The 22421-nt window shown below is 62.5% G+C and carries 20 protein-coding genes and 1 pseudogene; 14 read left to right on the forward strand and 7 right to left on the reverse strand.

Features of this window, described 5'->3' with window-relative positions:
* Entirely contained in the window at positions 1-945 is a 945-nt protein-coding gene (locus TRD_RS05285) for a carbohydrate ABC transporter permease (RefSeq protein ID WP_015922090.1), read from the reverse strand.
* 81 nt (positions 946-1026) lie between these two features.
* On the reverse strand, positions 1027-2475 hold the full coding sequence (locus TRD_RS05290; protein WP_041435992.1) for an ABC transporter substrate-binding protein: 1449 nt from the start codon (positions 2473-2475) through the stop codon (positions 1027-1029).
* A gap of 260 nt (positions 2476-2735) precedes the next feature.
* On the opposite strand from TRD_RS05290, the gene TRD_RS05295 reads away from it, so the two are divergent.
* The 7 genes from TRD_RS05295 to pgl all read left to right on the forward strand — a co-directional run bounded on the left by TRD_RS05295 (position 2736) and on the right by pgl (position 12625).
* Complete coding sequence (locus TRD_RS05295) at positions 2736-4700, forward strand: AMP-binding protein (protein WP_015922092.1); 1965 nt, start codon at positions 2736-2738, stop codon at positions 4698-4700.
* Positions 4697-5218, forward strand: a complete 522-nt coding sequence (locus tag TRD_RS05300) for a nitroreductase family deazaflavin-dependent oxidoreductase (RefSeq protein WP_015922093.1) — start codon at positions 4697-4699, stop codon at positions 5216-5218. The genes TRD_RS05295 and TRD_RS05300 overlap by 4 nt, the downstream gene beginning before the upstream one ends.
* Before the next feature lie 113 nt (positions 5219-5331).
* Positions 5332-8160: a bifunctional transaldolase/phosoglucose isomerase gene (locus TRD_RS05305; protein WP_015922094.1), complete on the forward strand. Its 2829-nt coding sequence runs from the start codon at positions 5332-5334 to the stop codon at positions 8158-8160.
* Positions 8161-8182: 22 nt separating this feature from the next.
* Positions 8183-9106, forward strand: a complete 924-nt coding sequence (gene gnd / locus TRD_RS05310) for a phosphogluconate dehydrogenase (NAD(+)-dependent, decarboxylating) (RefSeq protein WP_015922095.1) — start codon at positions 8183-8185, stop codon at positions 9104-9106.
* Positions 9103-10647 (forward strand): glucose-6-phosphate dehydrogenase, encoded by a 1545-nt coding sequence (gene zwf / locus TRD_RS05315; protein ID WP_015922096.1) that lies wholly within the window; start codon positions 9103-9105, stop codon positions 10645-10647. The genes gnd and zwf overlap by 4 nt, the downstream gene beginning before the upstream one ends.
* Positions 10648-10672: 25 nt before the next feature.
* Positions 10673-11827: a glucose-6-phosphate dehydrogenase assembly protein OpcA gene (locus tag TRD_RS13580; RefSeq protein WP_015922097.1), complete on the forward strand. Its 1155-nt coding sequence runs from the start codon at positions 10673-10675 to the stop codon at positions 11825-11827.
* 12 nt (positions 11828-11839) lie between these two features.
* Positions 11840-12625 (forward strand): 6-phosphogluconolactonase, encoded by a 786-nt coding sequence (pgl, locus tag TRD_RS05325; protein WP_015922098.1) that lies wholly within the window; start codon positions 11840-11842, stop codon positions 12623-12625.
* On the opposite strand, the gene TRD_RS05330 is transcribed toward pgl, so the two are convergent.
* Positions 12622-13800, reverse strand: coding sequence for a polyamine ABC transporter substrate-binding protein (locus TRD_RS05330; protein WP_015922099.1), 1179 nt, complete (start codon positions 13798-13800; stop codon positions 12622-12624). The genes pgl and TRD_RS05330 overlap by 4 nt on opposite strands.
* Positions 13801-13905: 105 nt before the next feature.
* On the opposite strand from TRD_RS05330, the gene TRD_RS05335 reads away from it, so the two are divergent.
* From TRD_RS05335 to TRD_RS05350, 4 genes are read left to right on the forward strand one after another with little or no spacing between them, the layout of a single operon-like run.
* On the forward strand, positions 13906-14316 hold the full coding sequence (locus TRD_RS05335) for a DUF420 domain-containing protein (protein ID WP_015922100.1): 411 nt from the start codon (positions 13906-13908) through the stop codon (positions 14314-14316).
* 7 nt (positions 14317-14323) lie between these two features.
* On the forward strand, positions 14324-15433 hold the full coding sequence (locus tag TRD_RS05340) for an alkaline phosphatase family protein (RefSeq protein WP_015922101.1): 1110 nt from the start codon (positions 14324-14326) through the stop codon (positions 15431-15433).
* Positions 15430-16389, forward strand: coding sequence for an ABC transporter ATP-binding protein (locus TRD_RS05345; RefSeq protein WP_015922102.1), 960 nt, complete (start codon positions 15430-15432; stop codon positions 16387-16389). Before TRD_RS05340 ends, TRD_RS05345 begins: the two co-directional genes overlap by 4 nt.
* 7 nt (positions 16390-16396) lie before the next feature.
* Positions 16397-17119 carry an ABC transporter permease gene (locus TRD_RS05350; RefSeq protein ID WP_015922103.1) on the forward strand — a complete coding sequence of 241 codons (723 nt, stop codon included), beginning with the start codon at positions 16397-16399 and terminating at the stop codon, positions 17117-17119.
* 3 nt (positions 17120-17122) lie between these two features.
* On the opposite strand, the gene tsaA is transcribed toward TRD_RS05350, so the two are convergent.
* From tsaA to TRD_RS05365, 3 genes are read right to left on the reverse strand one after another with little or no spacing between them, the layout of a single operon-like run.
* Positions 17123-17938 (reverse strand): tRNA (N6-threonylcarbamoyladenosine(37)-N6)-methyltransferase TrmO, encoded by an 816-nt coding sequence (tsaA, locus tag TRD_RS13585; protein WP_015922104.1) that lies wholly within the window; start codon positions 17936-17938, stop codon positions 17123-17125.
* Between the two features lie 24 nt (positions 17939-17962).
* Positions 17963-19420, reverse strand: coding sequence for a molybdopterin-dependent oxidoreductase (locus TRD_RS05360; protein ID WP_015922105.1), 1458 nt, complete (start codon positions 19418-19420; stop codon positions 17963-17965).
* A complete protein-coding gene (locus TRD_RS05365; protein WP_015922106.1) occupies positions 19417-19659 on the reverse strand; it encodes a hypothetical protein in 243 nt (80 codons plus the stop codon). Before TRD_RS05365 ends, TRD_RS05360 begins: the two co-directional genes overlap by 4 nt.
* A gap of 548 nt (positions 19660-20207) precedes the next feature.
* Between TRD_RS05365 and TRD_RS05370 the strand changes: the two genes are divergently transcribed.
* A complete protein-coding gene (locus tag TRD_RS05370; RefSeq protein ID WP_015922107.1) occupies positions 20208-20684 on the forward strand; it encodes a CpXC domain-containing protein in 477 nt (158 codons plus the stop codon).
* Positions 20681-21055: a hypothetical protein gene (locus TRD_RS05375; protein WP_015922108.1), complete on the forward strand. Its 375-nt coding sequence runs from the start codon at positions 20681-20683 to the stop codon at positions 21053-21055. Before TRD_RS05370 ends, TRD_RS05375 begins: the two co-directional genes overlap by 4 nt.
* Before the next feature lie 30 nt (positions 21056-21085).
* On the opposite strand, the gene TRD_RS05380 is transcribed toward TRD_RS05375, so the two are convergent.
* A complete protein-coding gene (locus tag TRD_RS05380; RefSeq protein WP_015922109.1) occupies positions 21086-21757 on the reverse strand; it encodes a 50S ribosomal protein L25 in 672 nt (223 codons plus the stop codon).
* A gap of 321 nt (positions 21758-22078) precedes the next feature.
* On the opposite strand from TRD_RS05380, the pseudogene TRD_RS15340 reads away from it, so the two are divergent.
* Positions 22079-22333 (forward strand): annotated as a pseudogene (locus tag TRD_RS15340) (MarR family transcriptional regulator); the annotation flags it as partial.
* Between the last annotated feature and the right edge of the window lie 88 nt (positions 22334-22421).

Raw genomic sequence — 22421 nt, forward strand, 5'->3', positions numbered from 1 at the left:
TCAGGCCTCCTGCGAACGAACGTAGCGGAGCAAGAGAGCAGAGAGGACAGCGAGAACCGGGAACATGTACAGAGAAACCGCTGCACCCATCCCGAGCTTACCCGCGCCGCCGATCCCCTCTTGCCAGGCGAAGGTACCGAAAATGTGCGTCGAGTTCGCTGGCCCACCTTTCGTCAGAACATAGACGAGCTGGAAATCCGCGAACGTCCAAATGATCGAGAAGAGTGTGGTGATGACGATGATCCCCTTGATCACCGGCAGCGTCACCGCGAAGAACCGCTGCAGGCTATTAGCCCCCTCGATCGCTGCCGCCTCGTGCAGTTCCTGCGGCACCGCCTGCAGGCCGGCCAGAATGGCCACCGCGAAGAACGGCGTGCCACGCCAAATATTGGCAATACAGAGAGAAATGATGGCATTCGTGCGCGTACCCAGGAACGCGATGTTCGATTCGATGAGTCCCCAGTTCTTCAGCATCCAAGAAAAAGGACTCAACACTGCATCGTAGAGCATCAGCCAAGCCAGGCTGGAAAGCGCGGTCGGTACGATCCACGGAAGCAGGAGAGCCGCGCGCAGCACATTCCGCAGCGGAAACACCTGGTTCAAGAGGAGCGCCAGCAGAAGACCAAGCAACAACTTGAATGGAACAGTCACGAAGCCATAGATGAAGGTGTTGATCACCGTCAGTCGAAAGACACCATCGTGCAGAAGCTCTCGATAGTTCCGAAGCCCGACGAATTCACCACCCGGAAATCCGACCATCCGATCGGTCAGCGAGATCCAGATTCCGAGGAAAAACGGATAGCTCATGAACAGGAGCAAGATCAGCCAGCCGGGCGACATGAACAGGTAGGCGAGAACCGGCTCGCTGTCGAGCCACTGGCGGGCTCGCTCGCGCCAGGTCAGCGGAAGAGCCTGGACAGCGGTCCTGGCTGGCGCAGTCGTCATGGCGTGACTCCGATCGTCATGCTCGTTGCGGTGCATCAGCCGGGCTGGGGCAGTATACCGACTGCCCCAGCCCGGACTCGCTCATCGACTGTAAATCTTCTCCAATTCGCTGGCGCCCCACTGGATCGCTTCCTCGGCATTGCCGGATTGGATCGCGCGGGCGAACGTATCGACCACGACATACCGCGCGAATGCCTCGGCTGCTTTCTCGTTGCCCAGCCCGGCGTAGCCTTTGTTGCGACCGTACTTGGCCGCTTCCACATACGGCACCAGCTTCGGGTCAGCCTTGTAATACGGGTCATCGAGATAGTATTGGGTCGGCGCGACCTGGTATCCCTGCTGGATCTCCAGCCACTTGCGGAACTGCTCGGGCGCCGTCCACCACTCGAGGAACGCCTTGGCACCGGCAACGTTCTTCGAGTACTTGAGGATCCCGACCGACCAGCTCCCCAAATTGTTGAATCGGCCGGCTGGTCCCTTCGGATAGATATGGTGGATGATGTCCTCCGCGATGTCGGGCGCCTGTTTCTTGGCCGCGATGTAAATGCTGCTCCCGTTGAAGGTCCAGCCGATCTGGCCCGCCAGGAAAGCCCGGTTGTTGGTCGCATCGTCCCAGGACAATCCGGTTTCGTCGAACGCTGGCTTCCAATAGCTCAGGAAGAGCTTCATCCCCTCGACGAACTGCGGCTTGTTGAACGCGACCGTCTTCCCGTCCGCTTCGACCTCCATCGCCCCGTAGGCCCACATGAAGGCATAGCAGAAGGACGGCGGGTCACCAGTGGAGTGGCCGAAAGCCTGTCCGAGCGGCATACCCAACTTCTTGAACTCCACGCCGATCTTGAAGAGATCTTCCCAGGTGTCCGGCGGGTTGTTCGGATCGGGCCAACCGGCCTTCTCCAGGAGGCTCTTCCGGTAGACCTGTGCGCTCGTCGGGGCACCAATCGGAATGCTCAGCCACTGATCGCCGACCATCACGGTCTTCTTGACCCAGTCGAAGTAGTCCCCCTCCCCCTTGATCCGCTTTTCGACGATTTCGGCGACATCGACCAGTGCGTCCTTATAGAGCGAGGGCCAGGTATCCCACATTCCGACGATGTCCGGACCAGCCCCTGCCTGCACGGCCGCGCTGATCTTGGGCTGGAGATCCGGCCAGTTGATGAAGTCGATCGTCGCCTCGACGCCGGTTTCCTTCCCGAACTCCTGGAGCTGTTGCTTCATGAGATCCTGGGTCTCGGGAACGAAGAAGGTGCCGAAGAGAATGTTCAACTTCGTCCCCTTCAGCACGACCGGAGTCGGCGTCGGTGGCGCAGCCGGCGTCGGTGACGCAGCCGCAGCAGTCGGAGTCGGTTGTGCCGCTGGAGCAGCCGTCGGTGTCGGTTGCGGGGCCGGTGTCGGCGTGGCCTGTCCACCCGCACAGGCCGCCAGCAACGCGCTCACTGCGGGCACCGCGGCACCGACTGCCAACCCTCGGAGCAGTCCCCGCCGCGTCAGTTTCGAACCGAGCCGGTGACCACGTGGTTCACCTCTCATCACTGGACCTCCTCCTCGCTTCACTAGCGACCCACCCACACTGCCGTACGCTCGGTCGTTCGTCGTTTCATCCGTTGTCCGATATTCCGGACGATCGGAGAAGACAACCGATTCGACCTCGCATCCCAGCAGCTCTGACGAGAGGCTACGCGATCAGCCGTATGCCTGTCAAGAGGGTTCCTCGAAAGACCACCCTCTCGTCATCTTCGGTGCCGTACGCTACGATCAATGGGCAGGTCGCTCGCGGGGGAGGCCCTGGTATGCCTGTGCCGGCTTGGGAACCGACCGCAGCAGAGTTCAGCCGCAGTCGGCTGCAACGCTTTCTCGCGCTCCTCGGGTTCCGCTCCGTGGACGAGCTCCGCCAGCACGCCGCCAACGATCCAGCCTGGTACTGGGACGCCGCGCTGCGCGATCTGGATATCCGCTGGCTCAGTCCGCCGACTCAGATTCTCGACCTTTCGCAAGGCCTACCCTGGGCGACCTTCTTCCCTGACGCTGTCTACAACTATGTCGCTGACGCGCTGAGCCGGTGGGGAACCGAGAACCGTCCCGCTCTCGTTTGGGAAGGTGATGACGGCCGCACGGTCGTGCTCTCTTACCGCGACATCGCGACTGCTGTGCCCCGACTCGCCGCTGGTTTGGCCGCTCTGGGAGTTCAACCGGGGGACCGCGTCGGCCTCTTCCTCCCGATGATCCCCGAAACGGCTTTGGCCATGCTGGCGCTGGGCTGGCTCGGCGCGATCGTCGTTCCGGTCTTCTCCGGCTTCGGCCCCGAGGCGGTAGCGACCCGCTTGCGCGACGCCGAGGCAACGGTCTTGATCACCGCCGATGCCTTCCCGCGTCGGGGTCAGCTCGTCCATCTCAAAGAGATCGCCGATCGCGCTGTCGCTGAATGTCCCAGGATCCAGCATGTCGTCGTGGTGCGGCGCAGCGGCTCTCCCGTTTCCTGGACACCGACGCGCGATCGATGGTGGGACGACCTGGCAGACAGCTCCTCCGGGATGCTCCCCGCCACAGCCACTGCAGCCAACACTCCCTTCATGCTCATCTACACTTCTGGCACCACTGGACGACCGAAGGGAACCGTCCACGTCCAGGCAGGCTTTCCCCTCAAAGCAGCCCACGATCTCGCCTTCTGCTTCGATGTCCAACCGCTCGATCGCGTCTTTTGGCTGACCGATATCGGCTGGATGATGGGTCCCTGGCTCATCCAAGGGACACTGCTGCTCGGCGCCACCGTTGTCTTGTACGAGGGCACTCCCGATTGGCCTGTGCCGGACCGACTGTGGCGTCTCGTCGCGACTCACGGCATCACGGTGCTCGGTCTCACGCCGACGGTCGTTCGCGCGCTCATGGCCCGCGGTGCTGCACCGACTGCACAGCACGATCTCTCGAGTCTGCGCGCCTTCGGTTCGACCGGTGAGCCCTGGAATCCGTCTCCCTGGTGGTGGCTCTTCGAAACCGTGGGGAACCGCCAACATCCCATCATCAATTACACCGGCGGGACGGAGATCGGTGGTGGCATCCTCGCCTGCACCACGATCGAGCCACAAGTCCCGTGTTCCTTCACTGGACCGGTACCCGGAATGGCTGCCGACGTCGTCGACGAGAATGGTCAACCGGTGCGTGGGCGCGTCGGAGAACTTGTCATTCGGCAACCTTGGGTCGGTATGACACGCGGCTTCTGGCGCGATCCGGAACGCTATCTCGCCACGTACTGGTCGCGCTGGCCCGACCTTTGGGTACACGGCGACTGGGCGCTTATCGACGACGGCTATTGGTTCATCCTCGGACGATCGGACGACACGCTGAAAATCGCGGGAAAGCGTCTGGGACCGGCGGAAGTGGAATCGATCGCCGTCTCGCACCCGGCCGTCCAAGAAGCAGCAGCGATCGGTATCCCCGATCCGGTCAAAGGGGAAGCGTTAGTCCTTTTCTGTGTTGCTCGAAGCGGTATCCAACCGTCAGAACGACTAGCCGCGGAGATCAGCGATCTCATCGCTCAGCAGCTCGGCAAACCGCTTCGGCCGCAGCGGGTGTACTTCGTGTCCGATCTGCCTCGAACACGCAATGCCAAGATCATGCGCCGGGTGATCCGCGCCGCTTATCTCGGCCAGGATGCGGGAGACATTTCCGCGCTCGAGAATCCGGCTGCAGTCGCCGAGATCGCTGTACTCGGTCGGGCCGCCGGTGTCGAGGACAAAACGGAAGGGAAAGACCGGTGAGCGAACGCCCACCCACGCTCGTTCGACATCGGCCACGCGGCCTCCTTCGCCTCGCTTTCAAGTTGCCGGTCTACCTGTATCGCGGACCGTTGGCGAGCCTCCTCGCCTGGCGGTGCGTGATTCTCCTCACCACCATCGGCCGCAAGACCGGCTTGCCTCGGCGCACGGCGGTCAGCGCGATGCGCCTGGATGACCGCTTCATCGTCTTCGCCGGCTTCGCGGGCGTACGTGCCGACTGGTACCGCAACCTGCTCGCTCACCCGGAGGTGGTGGTTCGTGCAGGGAACCAGTGTTGGCGTGCCACGGCCCGCGTGGTGCTCGATCCAGCCGAGCGTCGCGCCTTGATGACACAGATGGCCGAGTACTCCCGACGCTGCGGCCCCCCGCTGGTCGTCCGCCCTCTGCTTCGTCTTTTGCATATCTTCGACTATGACGCCGAGATCGCGTTTGCTCTCGCGCACGCTGAAGAACTACCCGTCGTCGAACTTCGACCACACAGCCAGATCCCTTGTTCATAGCTCGGTCACTGAGGCTGCCTGCACGGCTGCGCTATGATTGAGTGCCGGTCCGGTTCCCCAACCCGGCGGCCGGTTCGGCTATCCGGCAGTCTCCGGATAGTTGGGAGGGTAGCATGATGACGAACCCGCTTCGACAACTCGCTCTCTTCGGTCAGAGTTTCTGGCTCGATTATTTGAGCCGTTCCTTGATCACCTCCGGCGAGTTGGCCCGACTGATCGAAGACGATGGGCTGAGCGGCGTGACGTCCAATCCCACGATCTTCGATAAAGCGATCGCGAGCACCGAAGAGTACGACGAGGAAATCGGCGAGCTGGCCGCGCGCGGATTCTCCGATGAGGCGATCTTCGAGGAACTCGCTGTCCACGACGTACAGAAAGCCTGTGACCTGTTGTGGCTCGTCTACGAGGCTTCCCAGGGGCAGGACGGCTTCGTTTCGCTCGAGTTACCTCCGGCGCTCGCCGATGATACCGAGCGCACCATCGCGGAAGCCCGGCGACTCTTCGCCAAGATCGACCGTCCCAACGCGATGATCAAGGTGCCCGGAACACCCGCTGGCATCCCCGCCATCGAGCAGTTGATCGCCGATGGTGTCAACGTCAATGTGACCTTGCTCTTCGCGCTGGATACTTACGAGCGTGTCATGGAGGCGTACCTGCGCGGGATCGAGCGCCGCCTCGCAGCGGGGCAAGCAGTCGACCGCATCGCGTCGGTGGCCAGCTTCTTCGTCTCTCGCGTCGACACCGCGGTCGACCAGCGGCTGGACGCCTTGCTCGCCACGGTGACGGATGCCGAAGAGCGGGCACGCATCGAGTCCTTGAAGGGCAAAGCCGCGATCGCCAATGCCAAGCTGGCTTACCAGCGCTTCAAACGAGTGTTCCTGCAAGGAGAGCGATTCGCCCGCTTGCGCGAACGTGGCGCGCAAATCCAACGGATCCTGTGGGCCAGCACCTCCACCAAGAATCCGGCCTATTCCGACGTGATGTATGTCGAGCACCTGATCGGCCCCTACACCATTCAGACGATGGCACCGGTGACCGTCGAGGCCTATCGCGACCACGGTAAACCGCGAGCGAACACGGTCGAGGAAGGCTTGGACGAAGCTGAACGCGTTTTGGCCGCCCTCGGACAACTGGGGATCTCCTACCAGGAGATCACGCAGAAGCTCCAACGCGAGGGAGTGGAGTTGTTCCAAGCATCGTACGAAAGCGTCTTGCGTCGCATCGCCGAGCGGCGACGGAGCATCATCACCACGAGCGAACGCCTGGGCAGCGAACTCGCTCGCTACGGATCAGATATCGAGCGGACGATCGACGCACTCCTCGCAGCGAATACGGTCGAAAGGATCTGGCAACGCGACGCCAGTGTTTGGACCGACGATACGAAACGGCAGCGAACGATCAGTCAGCGACTCGGTTGGCTCTCCATCGCTGACGAAATGCGGCGACACCTCCAGGAGTTGGAGAGCTTTCAACAGGAGATCCGCGAACGCCGCTTCACGCATCTGCTTCTACTCGGCATGGGTGGCAGCAGTCTGGCGCCCGAAGTGTTCCAGCGTGTGTTCGGCCATGATGCCGAGCACCCCGAACTCCAGGTTCTCGATACGACCAATCCTGACACGATTCGCCGGCATCGTGAACGCCTCGACCCCACCCGTACGCTCCTTCTCGTCAGTTCGAAGTCGGGAACGACACTGGAGACGATGAGCCTGGCTGCCTATTGGTTCGCCGAGCTCGAGCGAGAGTTGGGCGATCGCGCCGGCCAGCATCTGGTCGTCATCACCGATCCCGGCACACCGCTCGAGGACTGGGCACGCAGCCGGCAAGCCTGGCGCATCTTCCTCAACCCACCGGACATCGGTGGTCGCTACAGCGCACTATCCTTCTTCGGTTTAGTGCCAGCAGCTGCGATCGGCTTACCCCTCGCAGCACTGCTGGATCCCGTTTCGGCCATGGCAGAGCGCCTCCGCCGCTCCACACCGGAGAATCCTGGCCTCTGGCTCGGAGCCACGCTCGGTACTCTCGCGCAACTCGGGCGCGACAAGGTCACGTTCGTGCTCGAACCAGCGGTCGCTCCGTTGGCTGATTGGCTGGAACAGTTGATCGCAGAGAGTACCGGCAAGCAAGCGACTGGGCTCATCCCAGTTGTCCATGAACCCCACCTCGCTCCCGAGCACTACAGCAACGACCGCGTCTTCGTGACCTTGGACCTGGCCTTGCAGCCGCACACGCCAACGGAAGCGCTGCTCAAGGCGATCGAGACGCTGGGGCATCCCGTCATCCGCACCCGATTCTGGAACCTCTGGGAACTCGGTGCTGAGATGCTGCGGTGGGAGTTCGCCATCGCCGTGGCTGGGAAGGTCCTCGGCATCGACCCCTTCGACGAGCCGGATGTCCAAGCATCCAAGGATCGCACCGCACGGCTGCTCGCTCATTACCAGCAAACCGGTGAACTCGTCCGGCCACCGGCCGCGTTCAGTGAGGGCTCGCTCAGCGTCGGAGGCACGGAAGCCAGCGATCTGCGCAGTGCGCTCACCGATCTCATCGGACGTATTCCGCCGGCCGGCTACCTCGGCCTTCTCGCCTTCATCGACCCGACACCCGATACCCTCGAGCTGCTCCATGCTATCCGTCAACTCCTGGCTGAACGCCTCCGCATCCCGACCATCCTCGGGATCGGACCGCGCTACCTCCATTCGACCGGACAGCTCTTCAAGGGTGGTCCGAACACCGGTGCTTTCATCCAACTCGTGAGCGAACCGGCGAATGATCTCCCCGTGCCTGGCCAACGCTACAGTTTTCGGACGATGTTCCTAGCTCAGGCATACGGTGACTACGAAGCACTCGTGAGTCGAGGACGGCCGGTTCTCCAGATCAGCTTCCGGAGGGATGCACTCGAAGCGCTGGAGCAACTCGAGCAAGCGCTCGTCGTGACGGTGCACTGAGACGCAGACAAAGGAGCGAGCGATGGAACTCGCCATCGTGGGACTCGGTCGAATGGGGAGCAACATGGCTCGCCGCTTGCTCCGCGGCGGCCACCGGGTAGTGGTCCACAATCGAAGTCCGGAACCGATCACTGTCCTGGAGCAGGAGGGAGCGATCGGTGCCTATACGCCGGAAGACACCGTCCAGGCGCTCACTCCGCCACGCGTCGTCTGGCTGATGGTGCCCGCCGGCGACCCCACGGAACAGGTGCTCCGGCGCTTCGCTGACCTTTTGCAACCCGGCGATATCCTGGTCGATGGTGGAAACGCCTACTGGAAAGACTCCGTACGGCGCGCCGCAGCACTGCAGGAGCGCGGTATCCGGTTCCTGGACATCGGAACGAGTGGGGGAATCTGGGGACTCGAGTACGGGTACTGTCTGATGGTCGGCGGTGACGAGTCCGCCTTTCGTCACCTCGAGCCTGCTCTCGCAACACTGGCTCCCGAGAACGGCTACCGGTATCTCGGACCAGCCGGAGCCGGTCATTTCGCCAAGATGGTGCACAACGGTATCGAGTATGGTCTCATGCAGGCCTATGCCGAGGGCTTCGAGATCCTCGAACGATCCCCTTATCGGTACGATCTCGCCGAACTCGCTGCTCTTTGGAATCGGGGCAGCGTCATCCGCTCCTGGCTATTGGAACTGAGCGAGCGGGCCTTCCGCCGGGACCCGACACTCGCCACGATCCGCGGTTACGTCGAAGACTCGGGCGAGGGGCGTTGGACCGTTTTGACAGCGATCGAAGAGGACGTGCCTGCACCAGTGATCACCCTCTCGCTCCAAATGCGCTTCCGCTCGCGTCAGGAAGATTCTTTCGCCGCCAAGGTCGTCGCGGCCCTGCGCCGCGAGTTCGGGGGACACGCAGTCAAATCAGCTGAGCAAGAGTCGACTGGAGCGAGTCCATGACCATCACGACAGCCCAGAATCCGCTCCGCGAAGGTCTCCGCTTCGAGCGATTGCCTGACCCGTGCATCATGGTCATCTTCGGGGCATCGGGCGACCTCACCCATCGCAAGCTCATACCGGCGCTGTACAACCTCGCTTATGACGGACTGCTCCCACCGGGCTTCTCGGTCGTCGGCTATGCCCGCCGACCCTACACGGACGAGGAGTTCCGGCAGGAAATGCGCGCTGCCGTCGAGCGCTTCTCGCGCCGCCAGCCGATCGATCCGGATGTCTGGGAAACGTTCGCTCAGGGTCTCTTCTATTTCGCGGCCGACTTCCATGACGCTTCAGCCTACCCCAAGCTCGGCGAACTGCTCGAGCGGATCGATCGGGATCGCGGAACGGTCGGGAACCGGATCTATTATCTGGCGACCCCACCTGACGCCTACGAGACGATCACGCAACTGCTCGGGGAAAATGGCCTCTCCCGCCCGAACCGGCCGGGAAGCTGGGTTCGGTTGATCGTCGAGAAGCCCTTCGGACACGATTTGGAGAGCGCGATCGCGCTCAACGAGCATCTCCTACGGTACTTCCGCGAGGACCAGATCTACCGAATAGATCATTACCTCGGCAAGGAGACAGTCCAAAACATTCTCGCGCTCCGCTTCGCCAACGGCATCTTCGAGCCGATCTGGAACCGCAACTACATCGATCATGTGCAGATCACCGTCGCCGAGACGATCGGCATCGAAGGTCGGGGAGGGTATTACGACCGGGCTGGTGCGTTGCGCGACATGGTCCAAAACCATATGCTCCAGCTTCTGAGCGTTGTCGCCATGGAGCCACCGATCGCGTTCGAGGCCGATCCCGTCCGCGACGAGAAGGTCAAAGCACTGCGCGCTATTCGGCCGATCCGCCCCGAGGAGGTGAACGAGCTCACGGTGCGGGGGCAATACGGGCCCGGATTCATCGCCGGTCGTCCGGTACCAGGCTACCGCGAAGAGCCGCGGGTGGCGCCGAACTCGTTGACCGAGACCTATGTCGCTCTCAAGCTCTTCATCGACAACTGGCGCTGGGCCGACGTTCCCTTCTACTTGCGCACCGGGAAGCGACTACCGCGTCGCGTGACCGAAATCGCCATCCAGTTCAAGCGAGTACCGCATCCCCTGTTCAAGGGCATGATCACCGCAGGCGTCGAACCGAACTGGCTGGTCATCCGTATTCAGCCCGACGAGGGTGTCTCGCTGAACATCGCCGCCAAGGTTCCCGGTCCACGGATTCGCTTGCGTACGGTCACGATGGGATTTCTCTACGGCACTTCGTTCCTGGTGCCAACACCGGACGCGTACGAGCGGCTCCTCCTCGACTGCATGCTCGGCGATTCCACCCTCTTCACGCGGCGGGACGAGACGGAGGCCGCCTGGGTGCCGATCACGCAGATCCTCCGCGGGTGGGCGGAGGCCCCTCCGCCGGAGTTTCCCAATTACGACGCTGGTACGTGGGGACCGCCCGAAGCGGAGCAGTTCATTGCGCGCGACGGTCGCCGTTGGCGACGTCCCTAGTCACCTTTCGACCCGGAGGTGCGTCGTGTCTACTGTCCCCCCGCCGACGCTTCCTTTCGATATCGACGCCATCGAGCGCGAACTCGCTCGTCTCTGGCAGTCCGCACCACTCACTGATCGCCGGAACGAGCTCGCCCTCAGCCGCACCAGTGTCCTGACCCTTTTCGTGCATGCTCCCGATAGGGAACGCGCCGAGTGGGCACGCGACATCATCTCGCGACTCTCGACGCACCACCCGTCCCGCGTCGTGCTGCTCGTCGCCGTCCCGCGCGAACACTTGACCGAACCAGCGATCAGTATCCAATGCAACCTCGGGTTAGCTGAGCGCTACGCACCATGCTACGAGCAGATCACCATCACCTTGCCGGTCGATCATCTCGTCCTGCTCCCCAGCATCCTCATGGCGCTCGCCTTGCCTGACCTCCCGGCATTTCTCTGGTGGTTGGGACCGCTTCCCTGTCACGAGCGACGGTTCATTCCGGTCACGCGAGCGGTCGATCGTCTGATTTTCGACTCCCTGGAAAGTCGTCACCCATTGGAGGATCTCATCGCCACGCGCCGGCTCGTTCAACAGGTCTCGCGCACCACAGCCGTTTCCGATCTGAACTGGGCACGACTGGGCCCCTGGCAGGAGACGACCGCCCGGATGTTCGATATCGAGCACTGCCGCTGGGCCCTCGAGGCGATCACGACTGTCGAAGTGCACTACGGGCACTGGCCAGAGCACAGCGTGCGCAACCCGACCCAGGCTTTGCTCTACCTCGGCTGGCTGGCCAGCCGTCTCGGTTGGCGTTCGACGACGGTGCTCCCGGAAGGCGATGGCTGGGCCTTCTCCGCTCGTGCACCTGACCAGCGCTCGATCGCTTGCACCATCCTGCCGGAAAACTGTCCGCAACCATTTCACGGTCAGTTGCTTCGCGCTCGGTTCGTCGCGCAACATGACCGGGATGCCGCGAGCTTTTCGATCGAGTTGAGCGGGCAAAACGGCGCCACGGTTCGCCTCCGGGCCCACGACCGCAACCACTGTTTATTGGAACACGCATTCCATCACAATTTGCTCGAGATGCAACGGCTCCTCATCGGCGAACTCCAGGAGACTGGGCCGGATTGGCTCTACGAGCAGGCTCTCGACGAAGCGACAGGCTTCGCAGTGGAGATCCGCAAACTGGCCAAAACCTGAGTGAGGAACCACATGACGTGCCGTGTACAGGTGTCCGACACGACCGAGGAGGCAGTCAGGCAAGCCGCAGAAGCGATCGTGCGCATCCTCCGGGACGCTATCGAGGAGCGCGGCTGGGCCAGCCTGGCTTTGGCGGGTGGGCGAACACCGCGCCCGCTCTACCTGCAGCTCGCCCAGTCTCCCTACCGCACGGCCGTCCAGTGGGGATGGATTGAGTGGTTCTGGAGCGACGAGCGTCCCGTACCGCCCGATCATCCGGACAGCAATTATCGGCTCGCCGTCGAAACGCTCTTCTCCCGAATAACTCCTCCGGCATCGCGCATTCACCGTCTATTGACCGAACTCGATCCCCGCGAAGCCGCTCGCCTGTACGAGGCGACGATCCGGCGCGTCTTCGGAGTCGATCCACCCGGGATTCCACGCTTCGACCTCATCCTCCTCGGAATGGGTGCCGATGGGCACATCGCCTCGCTCTTCCCAGGAACGGCGGCGCTCGAGGAACAGCAACGGCTCGTCGTTGCGAACGAGGTACCGCAGTTGCAGGCGACACGCTTGACCTTCACGCCGCCCCTCCTCCGTGCCGCCAGGGCTATCCTGGTCCTCGTCACGGGTGAAGAGAAGGCTCCCGCAGTGCGGGATGCGCTCGAGGGGCCGATGGATCCCAAACGCCACCCGGCTCACCTGCTTCGCCAGGTTGATGGCCAGGTGCTCTGGATCCTCGATCGGGCAGCCGCCAGCCAACTGATCAGTCACCGCGAGAGCTGCGGTTCTTCTCAGCCGAACGCCGATCTCGCCTAGCCTGCGCGAAGTTCCGTCCAAATCCGGTCATACTTCACGTAATCAGGGCCGAGATCTTTGAACCATTGCAAACGCTTCCACGTCGTATCGTCGAGATAGATCGCAGGATCGTTCACCAGATCCGGGTCGAGCAAACCCTGTTCGCGGGCTGTCCGATTCGGGCTGGCATATCCGACATAACTAGCATTGCGAGCGGCAATTTCCGGCCAACAGAGATAATCGATGAACACCATGGCAGCATAGCGATGCGGAGCACCCTTCACGACGCACAGGTTGTCCTGCCAGACCGCACACCCCTCTTTGGGGATGACATACCGGATCGTCGGCCGCTCTCGCTTGGCTAGGATCGCCTGCCCTGTCCAGCAATGCGCGATCACTGCTTCGCCGGCGATCAGGAGCTCGTCGTTGTTCTCGCTCGTGTACGTGAGGACGAACGGCTTCTGCGCCTTGAGAACCTCGAGGGCTCGCTGCAGAGCCTCATCGCTCGTCTCGTTCAGTGGATAGCCGAGCCACAAGAGCGCGGCTGCAATCGTCTCCCGGTAGTAACCGTGCATGACGATCTTGCCGCGCGCCGCCTCGGCTGGCTCGAAAAGCGCTTCCCAGCTGGCCAGGTCCGGACCGAGAACGGCGGTATCGTACGCATAACCGGATGTTCCCCAGAAGTACGGCACGCTGTATCGGTTTCCCGGATCATAGGGGCCGTTGAGATTGTTCGGATCGAGGTGCTCGATCGCGCGCACGACAGAGCGGTCGAGCGGCTCGAGAAGACCGAGGCCGATCAGAATCTGCACCGCGTAGTCGGTCGGCACGACGATATCGTAGGCAATACCGCCCTGCTGCAGCTTGGCGATCGCCTGTTCGTTGGTGTCGTACGTATCGACGGTCACCTTGACACCGGTCAGCCGTTCGAAGTCACTCAGCACATCCGGATCGATGTAGTCGCCCCAATTGAAGACGAAGAGTTCACCTTCCAAGCGTGTCCGGTCCACGTACTCTGGCAACTGGAAGCCGGAGGATGGTACCACCGTTGGGGACGGTCGAGCAGCGGGAGAAGAGCGGGGCGTCGCACCCTCGGGCTCGCTGCTTCGGCAGCTCAGCGCGAGCGGACTGATCACCGAGACTGCACCGAGCATCCTGAGCACTGTTCGCCGACTGTAGATTCGACGGTTGCTCATGTTCACCTCCGCTTCGGAATTTTCCCGACCGTTTACGTTTCTTGGTTCGGTATCCTATGCATGCGATGCGACTGACGCATCGTCGGACGAGAAAGGGTTGACTCGATGGAGACCTGGCTACCAATCGTCAACACCGCGCTGATCGCGCTCAGCGGGGTGAGCGTACTCGTTGGCTATATCGCGGTGCGCCTGCGTCGGATCCAGTTCCACCACCGAGCGATGCTGGTCGGCGCGGTGTTTGCCGCATTATTCCTGATCGTGTACGTGCTCCGCTACTTCCTGCTCGGGACCAAGCTCTACACTGGTGAGGGTTGGGTCCGACTCGTGTACTTCGCCGTTTTGATTTCGCACACCATCCTCGCCATCATCCTCGGTCCACTCGTCCTGGTTACCCTCGGCCGGGCGTTTCGCCGACAGTTCAGCCGACACCGCGCGATCGCCCGCGTGACTCTCCCCGTCTGGCTTTACGTCGCCGTGACCGGCTGGATCATTTTCGCCATGCTGTACGGACTTTAGGTGAAGCATGAGAACCCCCGCCCTGCTGCTCATCCTCGATGGTTTCGATCCGAGTTACGCTGAGCTCGCATCAGCACCCCATCTCGACGCGCTTCGTCAACACAGCTCGTTCGCGCTGGTCGATGCAGTCCTGCCGACCGTCACGAACGTGAACCACGCCGCGATCATCACTGGCCAGTTTCCCGAGCGAACCGGCATCGCGAGCAATTTTCGCTTTGACCCGAAGACTGGTAGCGGTGAGTTCATCGAGTCCAGCGCGGCGCTGCGCTGCCCGACCGTGCTGGAAAGCATCGCTGAGCGAGGCGGTAAGACAGCACTGCTCACCTCGAAGCGCAAGCTGGTTCGTTTTCTCGGTCGGGGAGCCCAGTTCGCAGTCACCGCGGAAGACCCACCGAGAGAGCTCGTCCAGATACTGGGTCCCCCACCCCCGATCTACTCCGACCAGATCGACGATTGGACACTCCGCGCGCTCCTCCACCTCATTCGGACAGAACATCCAGATGTGGTCTATTGCACGACGACCGATTACGTCATGCACCGCTGGCCCCCCGATACGGCCGAGGCGATCGCTTACGTCCGGCGGATCGACCAGCGGATCGGAGAACTGCTCGAACTCGCCCACGACTACCGTATCGTGATCACGGCCGACCATGGCATGCGGGCAAAGACCCGCGCTGTCGACCTGGTTGCTGCGCTGGCTGCTGCCGGTATTCGGGCGACCTTCGTCCCGCCGATCAAGGATCGCTATGTCGTCCATCACCAGAACATGGGAGGATCCGGCTTCATCTTTCTCCATACTCGTTCAGTGGAGCACGCTCGGACGGTCTTGGCACGGCTTCCGGGCGTTCTGGCTGTGGAAGAACGGGAAACAGTCGCACAGCTCTTCCGGTTGCCCCGCGATACCATCGGTGACCTGTTTGTCCTCGGAGACGAGGAGACGGTCTGTGCGCCGTCAGGAGTGTTCAGTGACGTCGTGACACCGGTCGACCTACGATCGCACGGGAGCCAGCACGAGCGGATCGTTCCGATGTGGGGTGTTGGAGTCGACGTCAGCAGCGCTCGCTGGAACTTGGACGCATGTCGCCTTCTCGGTCTCCATCCGGAGGAGAGAGCATGATCGACACGAGCGCCACACCTGCTCGCACCGAGCAACCAGCCACCGAGTACGCTGTCATCGTCGATGGACTCGTCAAAGAATACGAGGGTCGTCGCGTCGTCGATGGATTGAGTTTTGCCATCCGGCGCGGTGAGGTCTTCGCCCTGCTCGGACCCAACGGAGCTGGAAAGACGACGACGATCGAAATCCTGGAAGGCTACCGGCGTCCCGATGCCGGCCGTGTGCGTGTGCTCGGCCTGGATCCCTGGCGCGACGGCGATCGAGTGAAGCCGCGTATCGGCGTGATGCTCCAGAGTGGAGGCATCTATCCGACAGCGACGCCGCGCGAATTGCTGGAGCTCTTCGCAGCTTTCTACCCGGACCCGCTCGATCCCCGCGAACTCTTGCGTCTGGTCGGGCTGGAGGAGGTGAGCCGGATCCGGTATCGTCGCCTCTCCGGGGGACAACAGCGCCGGCTGGCACTTGCACTGGCTCTCGTCGGACAACCGGAGCTGCTCTTCCTCGACGAGCCGACGACCGGGATGGATCCGCAGGCACGGCGATTGACCTGGTCGATCATCGAGTCGCTCAAGGCACGCGGCATCACGATCCTGCTGACGACGCATTTTCTGGAGGAGGCCGAGCGACTGGCGGATCGGGTTGCCATCATCGACCACGGCAAGCTCGTCGCCTCGGGAACGCCTCGCGAACTCATGCATCACGACGCTGATTCTTTGACGATTGCGGCGACGACTCCGCTCGATCCGGCAGAATTGGCCCGACTCACGACAGTCGACGAAGCACGATCGCTCGCCGACGGACGAGTCATGCTCATGACAGCGCAGCCGCTGGAGGCACTGGTCGAACTGGCGATCTGGGCGCGCGACCGCGGTATCCTCCTCACCGAAATCCGCGTCGGGCATCAGTCGCTCGAAGACGTTTTCTTGCGGCTCACCGGGACCGATGTGAGGGAGTGATCGCGCGATGCACGCACTCTTGGCTCAAGCGCGAATGGAAGTGCGGCTCACATTGCGCAGCGGGGAAGGACTCCTCGTCACCCTCGTCATACCGACCGCGCTCCTCGTCTTCTTCGCACTGCTGGGTCTTGCGCCCAATGAGTACGCCAGACCGGTCGATTTTCTGCTCCCCAGCATGCTCGCCCTGGCAGTGATCTCGATCGGTTTGGTCAGTCTCAGCATCCGTACCGCATACGAGCGTCATTACGGTGTCCTGAAGCGGCTCGGGGCCACGCCGCTCGGCCGTGGTCGCCTGATCGTCGCCAAAATCGCCTCGGTAGTAACGATCGAACTTCTCCAGACAGTGTTGCTCGTCGCTGTCGCCCTCACCTTTGGCTGGCGCCCGACCGGCTCTGCGCTGCTCGCCGTCGCGGTTCTTCTCCTCGGGACGGCCACCTTCGCCAGTCTCGGCCTACTGATCGCGGGAGCAGTTCGCGCCGAAACCACGCTCGCGCTTTCGAACGGGCTCTACCTGCTTCTCATATTGCTCGGCGGTATCGCGTGGCCGGTCGAGCACCTACCTGGTCCACTCGCACTGCTCGGTCTTCTGCTTCCCTCGAATGCGCTGGCCAGTGCGCTCCGTTCGGTGTTGTCACCGGTGCCTGCGGTTCCTCTTGCCCAAATCGCGGCGCTCGTCCTGTGGACGGTTCTGTTTCTCGCGATCGCCAGGCGGACCTTTCGCTGGGAGTAGCCATCAGGAATACTCGTCGATCAGGCGCTCGATGGCGAGGGAACGGAATGCCTCGAGCGGGAGATCGGGCAACGGACGGGGAGCGACCGTCCAACGTCGCTCGCGCCAGGTGAACGACACCTTCCGCTCGCTCGTGACACGCAGCCGCCCATTGCCCAAGGTCGCCGCGGTCAAAGCCTGCAGCGCATCAGCCAGGTGCGTGAGCTCCGGATCATCGCTTACCGTCACGCGGAGATCCTCGTCCTTCGGGTGGACTTTCCAAAGCAGGCCAAGATGCTGGATGATCCGCGCGCCGATGATGACCCAACCACACAACTCCCCGTGGAAATTGGTCGCCTCACGCTCGTATTCAGCGAGCCGCTCGGGACTGTCCCAGTCGATGAGATATCGATCGCGCGAACTCCGGGCGGAAAAGATGCAGTCCCAACTCGGCGAGTACCGTTTTAGGTCGACGATCGGCGTTCCATCGATGAAGTCGAGCGGTGCGACCCGTAACCGCAATCCCTCCACAGCCAGCAGGCGCGTTGCCGTCAAGGCGATAGGATTCGGCCGGGCGACCGAACGGAGTCCGAACACACCGCGTCGTCGACGCGCCGGATCGTACTCCGGTCGCACCAACTCCAGGCGCTCGCGGTCCGCGTCGACGAACCAACCGAGCACCCAGAGGTGACTGTTCTCCTCGATCCGCAAGAGACCATCGGCGAAATCGGGAAAGATCTCGATCTCTGCCTCTACTCCATTGGGAGGCATGAGACGCCGATCAGCGACCGGTGAGTGGACGACCCCAATAGGAACCAATCGAAAGGCTTCGTCGTTCACCTCGCCTGCTCCTCTGCTTCGCGCTCAGGTCCGCGCGCGCACGTCAACGGTGATGCGATGCCAACCAGTCGCTCCATCGGGGAGCGGTGGTCGCTCCCGCTCTTCCTGGAGCCGACCGTCACCGTCCCAGGCGCGCACCACCAGGCGAGCACGTCCTTCTTGGTCCGGACGCCAGGTGATCCACCAGCGCACCCAGGAATACGGTGAGAGCGGGCTCTCCATCTCGGCCGGTCGCCAGGTAGCTCCTCCATCGACCGACACCTCGACACGCTGGATCCCGCGCGTTCCCGCGAAGGCGATACCACCGACGAGGACCTCCTGCCCGACTGTCAGAACGCTCCCACCCCGAGGCGTGTCGATGCGCGAGTGGATCTGGACGATCGCACTGTCGCTCCACCCGCGTTGCTGCCAGTACCCGAGGTAGTCGAAATCGACCAGCTCGATCTCGGTGATCCACTTCACATTCTTCATGCCGTAAATACCTGGCACGACCAGGCGCAGTGGGAACCCATGTTCACGCGGGAGAGACTCTCCATTGAGGCCGTAGGCCAAGAGCACCGCGGGGTCCAACGCGACCGAAAACGGAATGGAATCCGAGTACTCATCGGCTGCTCGAAGGACGACATCGACCAGTGGGTCCACCGGTTCCGCCTCCAACAAAAGATCGCGCAAGCGCAGACCGATCCACTCGCCGGTACTGATGTACGGTCCCCAGACATCATTGCTGATGCACTCGAGCGTCGAAACCATGCGCACCGCTGGACGAGACCGCAAGGCTGCGAGATCGAGCTCGAGGGGTCGGCGGACGCGTCCAATGACTCGCAGCCGCCAGCGAGCCAGATCGACCTCCGGATCGGCGACATTCTTGGACACGACGTAGAAATCAGCGAGTGGTGTGATGGCGGGCGAAAGCCCACGCTCGTCGACCGCTCGAGGGGCGCGCGATCGTGCCCTCAAACCGGTGAGAAACCGACCAGCAGTCGCCAGTCCCAACACCAGGCCTGCTCCGAGGAAGGTGCGGAGCAACCGTCGCCGCGTCCGCGAACTCGGCTGCGCCTCAGCGGAAACGATCCACAATCCGCCAACGAGGAAGAACGTACTGCTGCTCGCGACGAACAAGGCGGTCGTGAGCGCTTCACCGTACTCGTACGCGACCCATACTGTGCCGGACCACAGCAAGAGAGCGAGCGCTCCGAGCAACCAGGTGCGGGCACGTCCTCGCAGCACGAGGGTGAGCACACCAGCGACGAGGGTGAACATGGCGAGCGTTCCCACTACGGCGAGCGGCTTCGCCGCACTTTCGGCGCGTCCGAGCAGCCAACCGAAAAGACCGACCGGAAGGATCCGCGTGGTCGCGTCGAGAACGGCTCGGAGCAGCGTCGCGGCGCCGACGAGCGACTCCACGAGGAGCAGGAAGATTCCCCAGAGGAGGCCGACGACGGCTCCGGGGGCGAATCTCGCCAATCGTTGACCTGAGTTCATCGCGCCCGCCCAGTCTCGTACGCCCGCAGCTGGCTAACGAAGGAAGCGGCATCGAATCGGTCGAGCCGCTGGCGCACGATCTCAGCTTCGCTCGTTTCCGCGACGACGTACACCGTCCCGACACGCACCATGATGCCGGGAGATTCGGGGTGAACGAGGAAGACGAGCGCACTCGTCCGGCGTACCACCTCGCATCCTCGCTGCTCCAATTCCTTCACGACGCTGTCCTGGAGATCCATGGGCAGCCTCCGAATGAAGTCTAACCTCTGCCGGTAACCGACCGAGCGTCTTTCTATGGGAAAGCGATACCAGTGGAGAGCAGTTTTCGTAGCTGCCTCACTGCTCCCCGCATAGTAGTCTCCGCTCCTGCCGAGAACCGAGAACATGAGCCGGCACGGTGATTGTTCGCAGTTGCGATCGGTGGCTCCAGTCCACAGCCGCGACACACGCGCTCGAGCGTTCGGGACAGTCGGCATCCACCGAGTGTTTTCCCGTCGGTCACCCTTCCAACCACTGATCGATCAGCTCGATCCGTCTCCTCTTTCCCATCGTACAGGGCGAATTCCTGCAGGACTCACAACCGTTCGACTCGAATTGGACCTGCGTTGCCCATGCGCCGCGCGAATGGGCCAGCGATCTTCTCACCGAGAGCCGTCACCCTGTGCACGAGTAAGGAACAGCGCAGATGACACGACCGCTGGCTCGAGGCATTGTCTCCCGGACGCCCCTCGATCCGGTACAATGCAGACCGATCGAGCGTGAGCGGCGGGGAACGAGGGACCATACGATGACTGAACGGCCCGAGCAGGTAGTGTCCGTACCCGACTTACCCACCGAATTCAGCGAGATCGAAATGCGTTGCGCAGCCTGCAAGACGATCTGGTCGGCACCGGTCGCCCGTCGCGTCAACGTCGCCACGCATCCTGATGCACGATACGGTATTCTCCTCAAAACCATCCACTGGACACGCTGCCCGCTGTGTAAGGAACCACGTCAGATCGAGACGATTTTCGAATATTTCGATCCAGAGCAGCGTCTCCTGATCCAGGTCCGGCCGGATTGGGAGATCCACGCCGGGGGTGGAGAAGACTGGTACTGGGCACGCTATGAGGATCTCGTCCTCAAGTATCGAGATGTTGACGTCCGTGTCGATGTCGTTTTCGGCTTGGACGAGCTGATCGCAAAGTACCTGGGTGGGGAAGAGGCAGTTGCAGCCGCGCGCAACTGGTGGGAACAGCGACGACGGGAGCAAGGACAGTCATGACACGGCCGCTTCCCGCACCCCTTCCGGAACGATCGGTCCTCGAAACACCACAGCCGCGTATCCAGGTGCCCCTGGTGACGGCACTCGAATGGGCAACTCGTTTGGCTCCCCTTCTCGCAGAGATACGGCAGCGTTCGCCGGATCGAAGTTCTCCACGATCGGTATCGCCGCTGACTCCTTTTACCGTCGTCGAAAGTCTGCGTATCGAACTCATCGAGCACGTCGACGGACGACGCGAGTGGCAGCTCGAGCACGTCAAGATGGCTGCGCCCCGGCGTCGTTGGCTTCCGGGGCGCTGGTCGCTCGCCTTCCCGCTGCTCGGGCTCCTGACCGTGATCGTGGCACGGGTGGCCCGCTCCGTGGCCCGCTGACGAACGCGAATCTCAAGCGAGCCCGGGCGTTCACTCGCTCTCGCGCAACTTCCGCTCTTTCACCGGAGCGGCACCCTCCTCCGCCGAGCGCGGCCGGTCGCCGATCTCTTCTGCGAGGACGCGGGTCGCTTCCTCTGCCGCCTCGGCTTCTTCTGCCTCCTCGACCACGACGACGACCACGTCCGGATCGGTCTCGAGTTCGACACCGACTGGCAACGGGATCTCACCAGCATGAATAACCGTGCGCTCGGTGGAGAGCAAGCTCAAGTCGACCTCGATGTGTTCCGGAACGGCATCCGGCAGCGCCCGGATCTCGAGCTCTGGCGTCTGGATCGTAACGACACCGACCACATCCGGCGCCAATTCGCCGACGGTCAGGACCGGCACCGTGACCGTCACGGGTCGAGCCAGGTCAGGAGCATAGAACTCCACGTTCAGAATTTCGCGGGTGACCGGATGCAGCGCGACCTCACGAATGAACACCGGATACGTCGTCCCGTCGACGACGAGATCAACAAGCCGCGCGGTCCCGACGTGATGGAATGCCCGCTCGAACTCACGCTCATCCACCGCGACCGGAATCGGCTCAGGAACGACCGGTCCCGCAATGACACCCGGTGTCCTGCCGAGCCGGCGCAGGCGCTTGACCTTTTTCCCGAAAACCGTTCGACGTTCGCCGTTCACTACTGGGTGCTCAGTCATGGTCGCCAGCTCCGTCTCTTCACCTTCCCACCCTGCACCATGTACACCAGCATGCTAGCCTACACGAAACCCCAGCCCTCGCCAAATCAGTGGCCTCTCACCAGTAATGGACAGCCTGCTCCTCCGCCAGAACGGATCATCGTGGTTCCGAATGACGCGGGTCACGATCGGTCACCAGGATGAACGTCGGCTCGATTCGTGACCTTTAGGGGAGACGTCCGGACGGTGTCATCTGTCAGAGTGCAGATGACGCACGACCTTACCGGGCGACTGGAAAACGGATCGACACTCGTGGAACTCCGGTCAGCACGACCATCGGAGATGGATACACCAGTCACCGAACTCCTTCTGTCTGTCGTTGTGGCTGCCCGAGTGCTCGGGCTTCTGGAGCAGAAGCTGACGATCCAGCCGCTCTCACTCGAACGGTCAATCGCCGCGCTGCACCTCTTGATCGTGCTTGGGCCGCTCCGCGCCAGCGAACTGGCCGCACTTTTGGGCATTTCGCGCGCCGCCGCGACTCGTCTGATCGATACACTGGAACAAGCTGGACTGGCACACCGGGAGCCCGATCCTCGGGATCGTCGAGCGATCCTCGTCGCTGCTACTCCGGCAGGGCGCTTGGTGGCTCTTTCGGAAATTGCCCCACCGGCAGCGATCAGCCTCG

It is taken from the genome of Thermomicrobium roseum DSM 5159, from assembly GCF_000021685.1.
Lineage (GTDB): Bacteria > Chloroflexota > Chloroflexia > Thermomicrobiales > Thermomicrobiaceae > Thermomicrobium > Thermomicrobium roseum.

Excerpts from the sequence above, each read along its gene's own strand:
- TRD_RS05380 (WP_015922109.1), bottom strand. The coding sequence starts at position 21,757 with ATGACTGAGCACCCAGTAGTGAACGGCGAACGTCGAACGGTTTTCGGG.
- TRD_RS05375 (WP_015922108.1), top strand. The coding sequence starts at position 20,681 with ATGACACGGCCGCTTCCCGCACCCCTTCCGGAACGATCGGTCCTCGAA.
- TRD_RS05330 (WP_015922099.1), bottom strand. The coding sequence starts at position 13,800 with ATGAGCAACCGTCGAATCTACAGTCGGCGAACAGTGCTCAGGATGCTC.
- TRD_RS05295 (WP_015922092.1), top strand. The coding sequence starts at position 2,736 with ATGCCTGTGCCGGCTTGGGAACCGACCGCAGCAGAGTTCAGCCGCAGT.
- gnd (WP_015922095.1), top strand. The coding sequence starts at position 8,183 with ATGGAACTCGCCATCGTGGGACTCGGTCGAATGGGGAGCAACATGGCT.
- TRD_RS05365 (WP_015922106.1), bottom strand. The coding sequence starts at position 19,659 with ATGGATCTCCAGGACAGCGTCGTGAAGGAATTGGAGCAGCGAGGATGC.
- TRD_RS05335 (WP_015922100.1), top strand. The coding sequence starts at position 13,906 with ATGGAGACCTGGCTACCAATCGTCAACACCGCGCTGATCGCGCTCAGC.
- TRD_RS05370 (WP_015922107.1), top strand. The coding sequence starts at position 20,208 with ATGACTGAACGGCCCGAGCAGGTAGTGTCCGTACCCGACTTACCCACC.
- zwf (WP_015922096.1), top strand. The coding sequence starts at position 9,103 with ATGACCATCACGACAGCCCAGAATCCGCTCCGCGAAGGTCTCCGCTTC.
- TRD_RS05360 (WP_015922105.1), bottom strand. The coding sequence starts at position 19,420 with ATGAACTCAGGTCAACGATTGGCGAGATTCGCCCCCGGAGCCGTCGTC.
- TRD_RS05285 (WP_015922090.1), bottom strand. The coding sequence starts at position 945 with ATGACGACTGCGCCAGCCAGGACCGCTGTCCAGGCTCTTCCGCTGACC.
- TRD_RS05350 (WP_015922103.1), top strand. The coding sequence starts at position 16,397 with ATGCACGCACTCTTGGCTCAAGCGCGAATGGAAGTGCGGCTCACATTG.
- pgl (WP_015922098.1), top strand. The coding sequence starts at position 11,840 with ATGACGTGCCGTGTACAGGTGTCCGACACGACCGAGGAGGCAGTCAGG.
- TRD_RS05305 (WP_015922094.1), top strand. The coding sequence starts at position 5,332 with ATGATGACGAACCCGCTTCGACAACTCGCTCTCTTCGGTCAGAGTTTC.
- TRD_RS05340 (WP_015922101.1), top strand. The coding sequence starts at position 14,324 with ATGAGAACCCCCGCCCTGCTGCTCATCCTCGATGGTTTCGATCCGAGT.
- TRD_RS05345 (WP_015922102.1), top strand. The coding sequence starts at position 15,430 with ATGATCGACACGAGCGCCACACCTGCTCGCACCGAGCAACCAGCCACC.
- TRD_RS05290 (WP_041435992.1), bottom strand. The coding sequence starts at position 2,475 with ATGAGAGGTGAACCACGTGGTCACCGGCTCGGTTCGAAACTGACGCGG.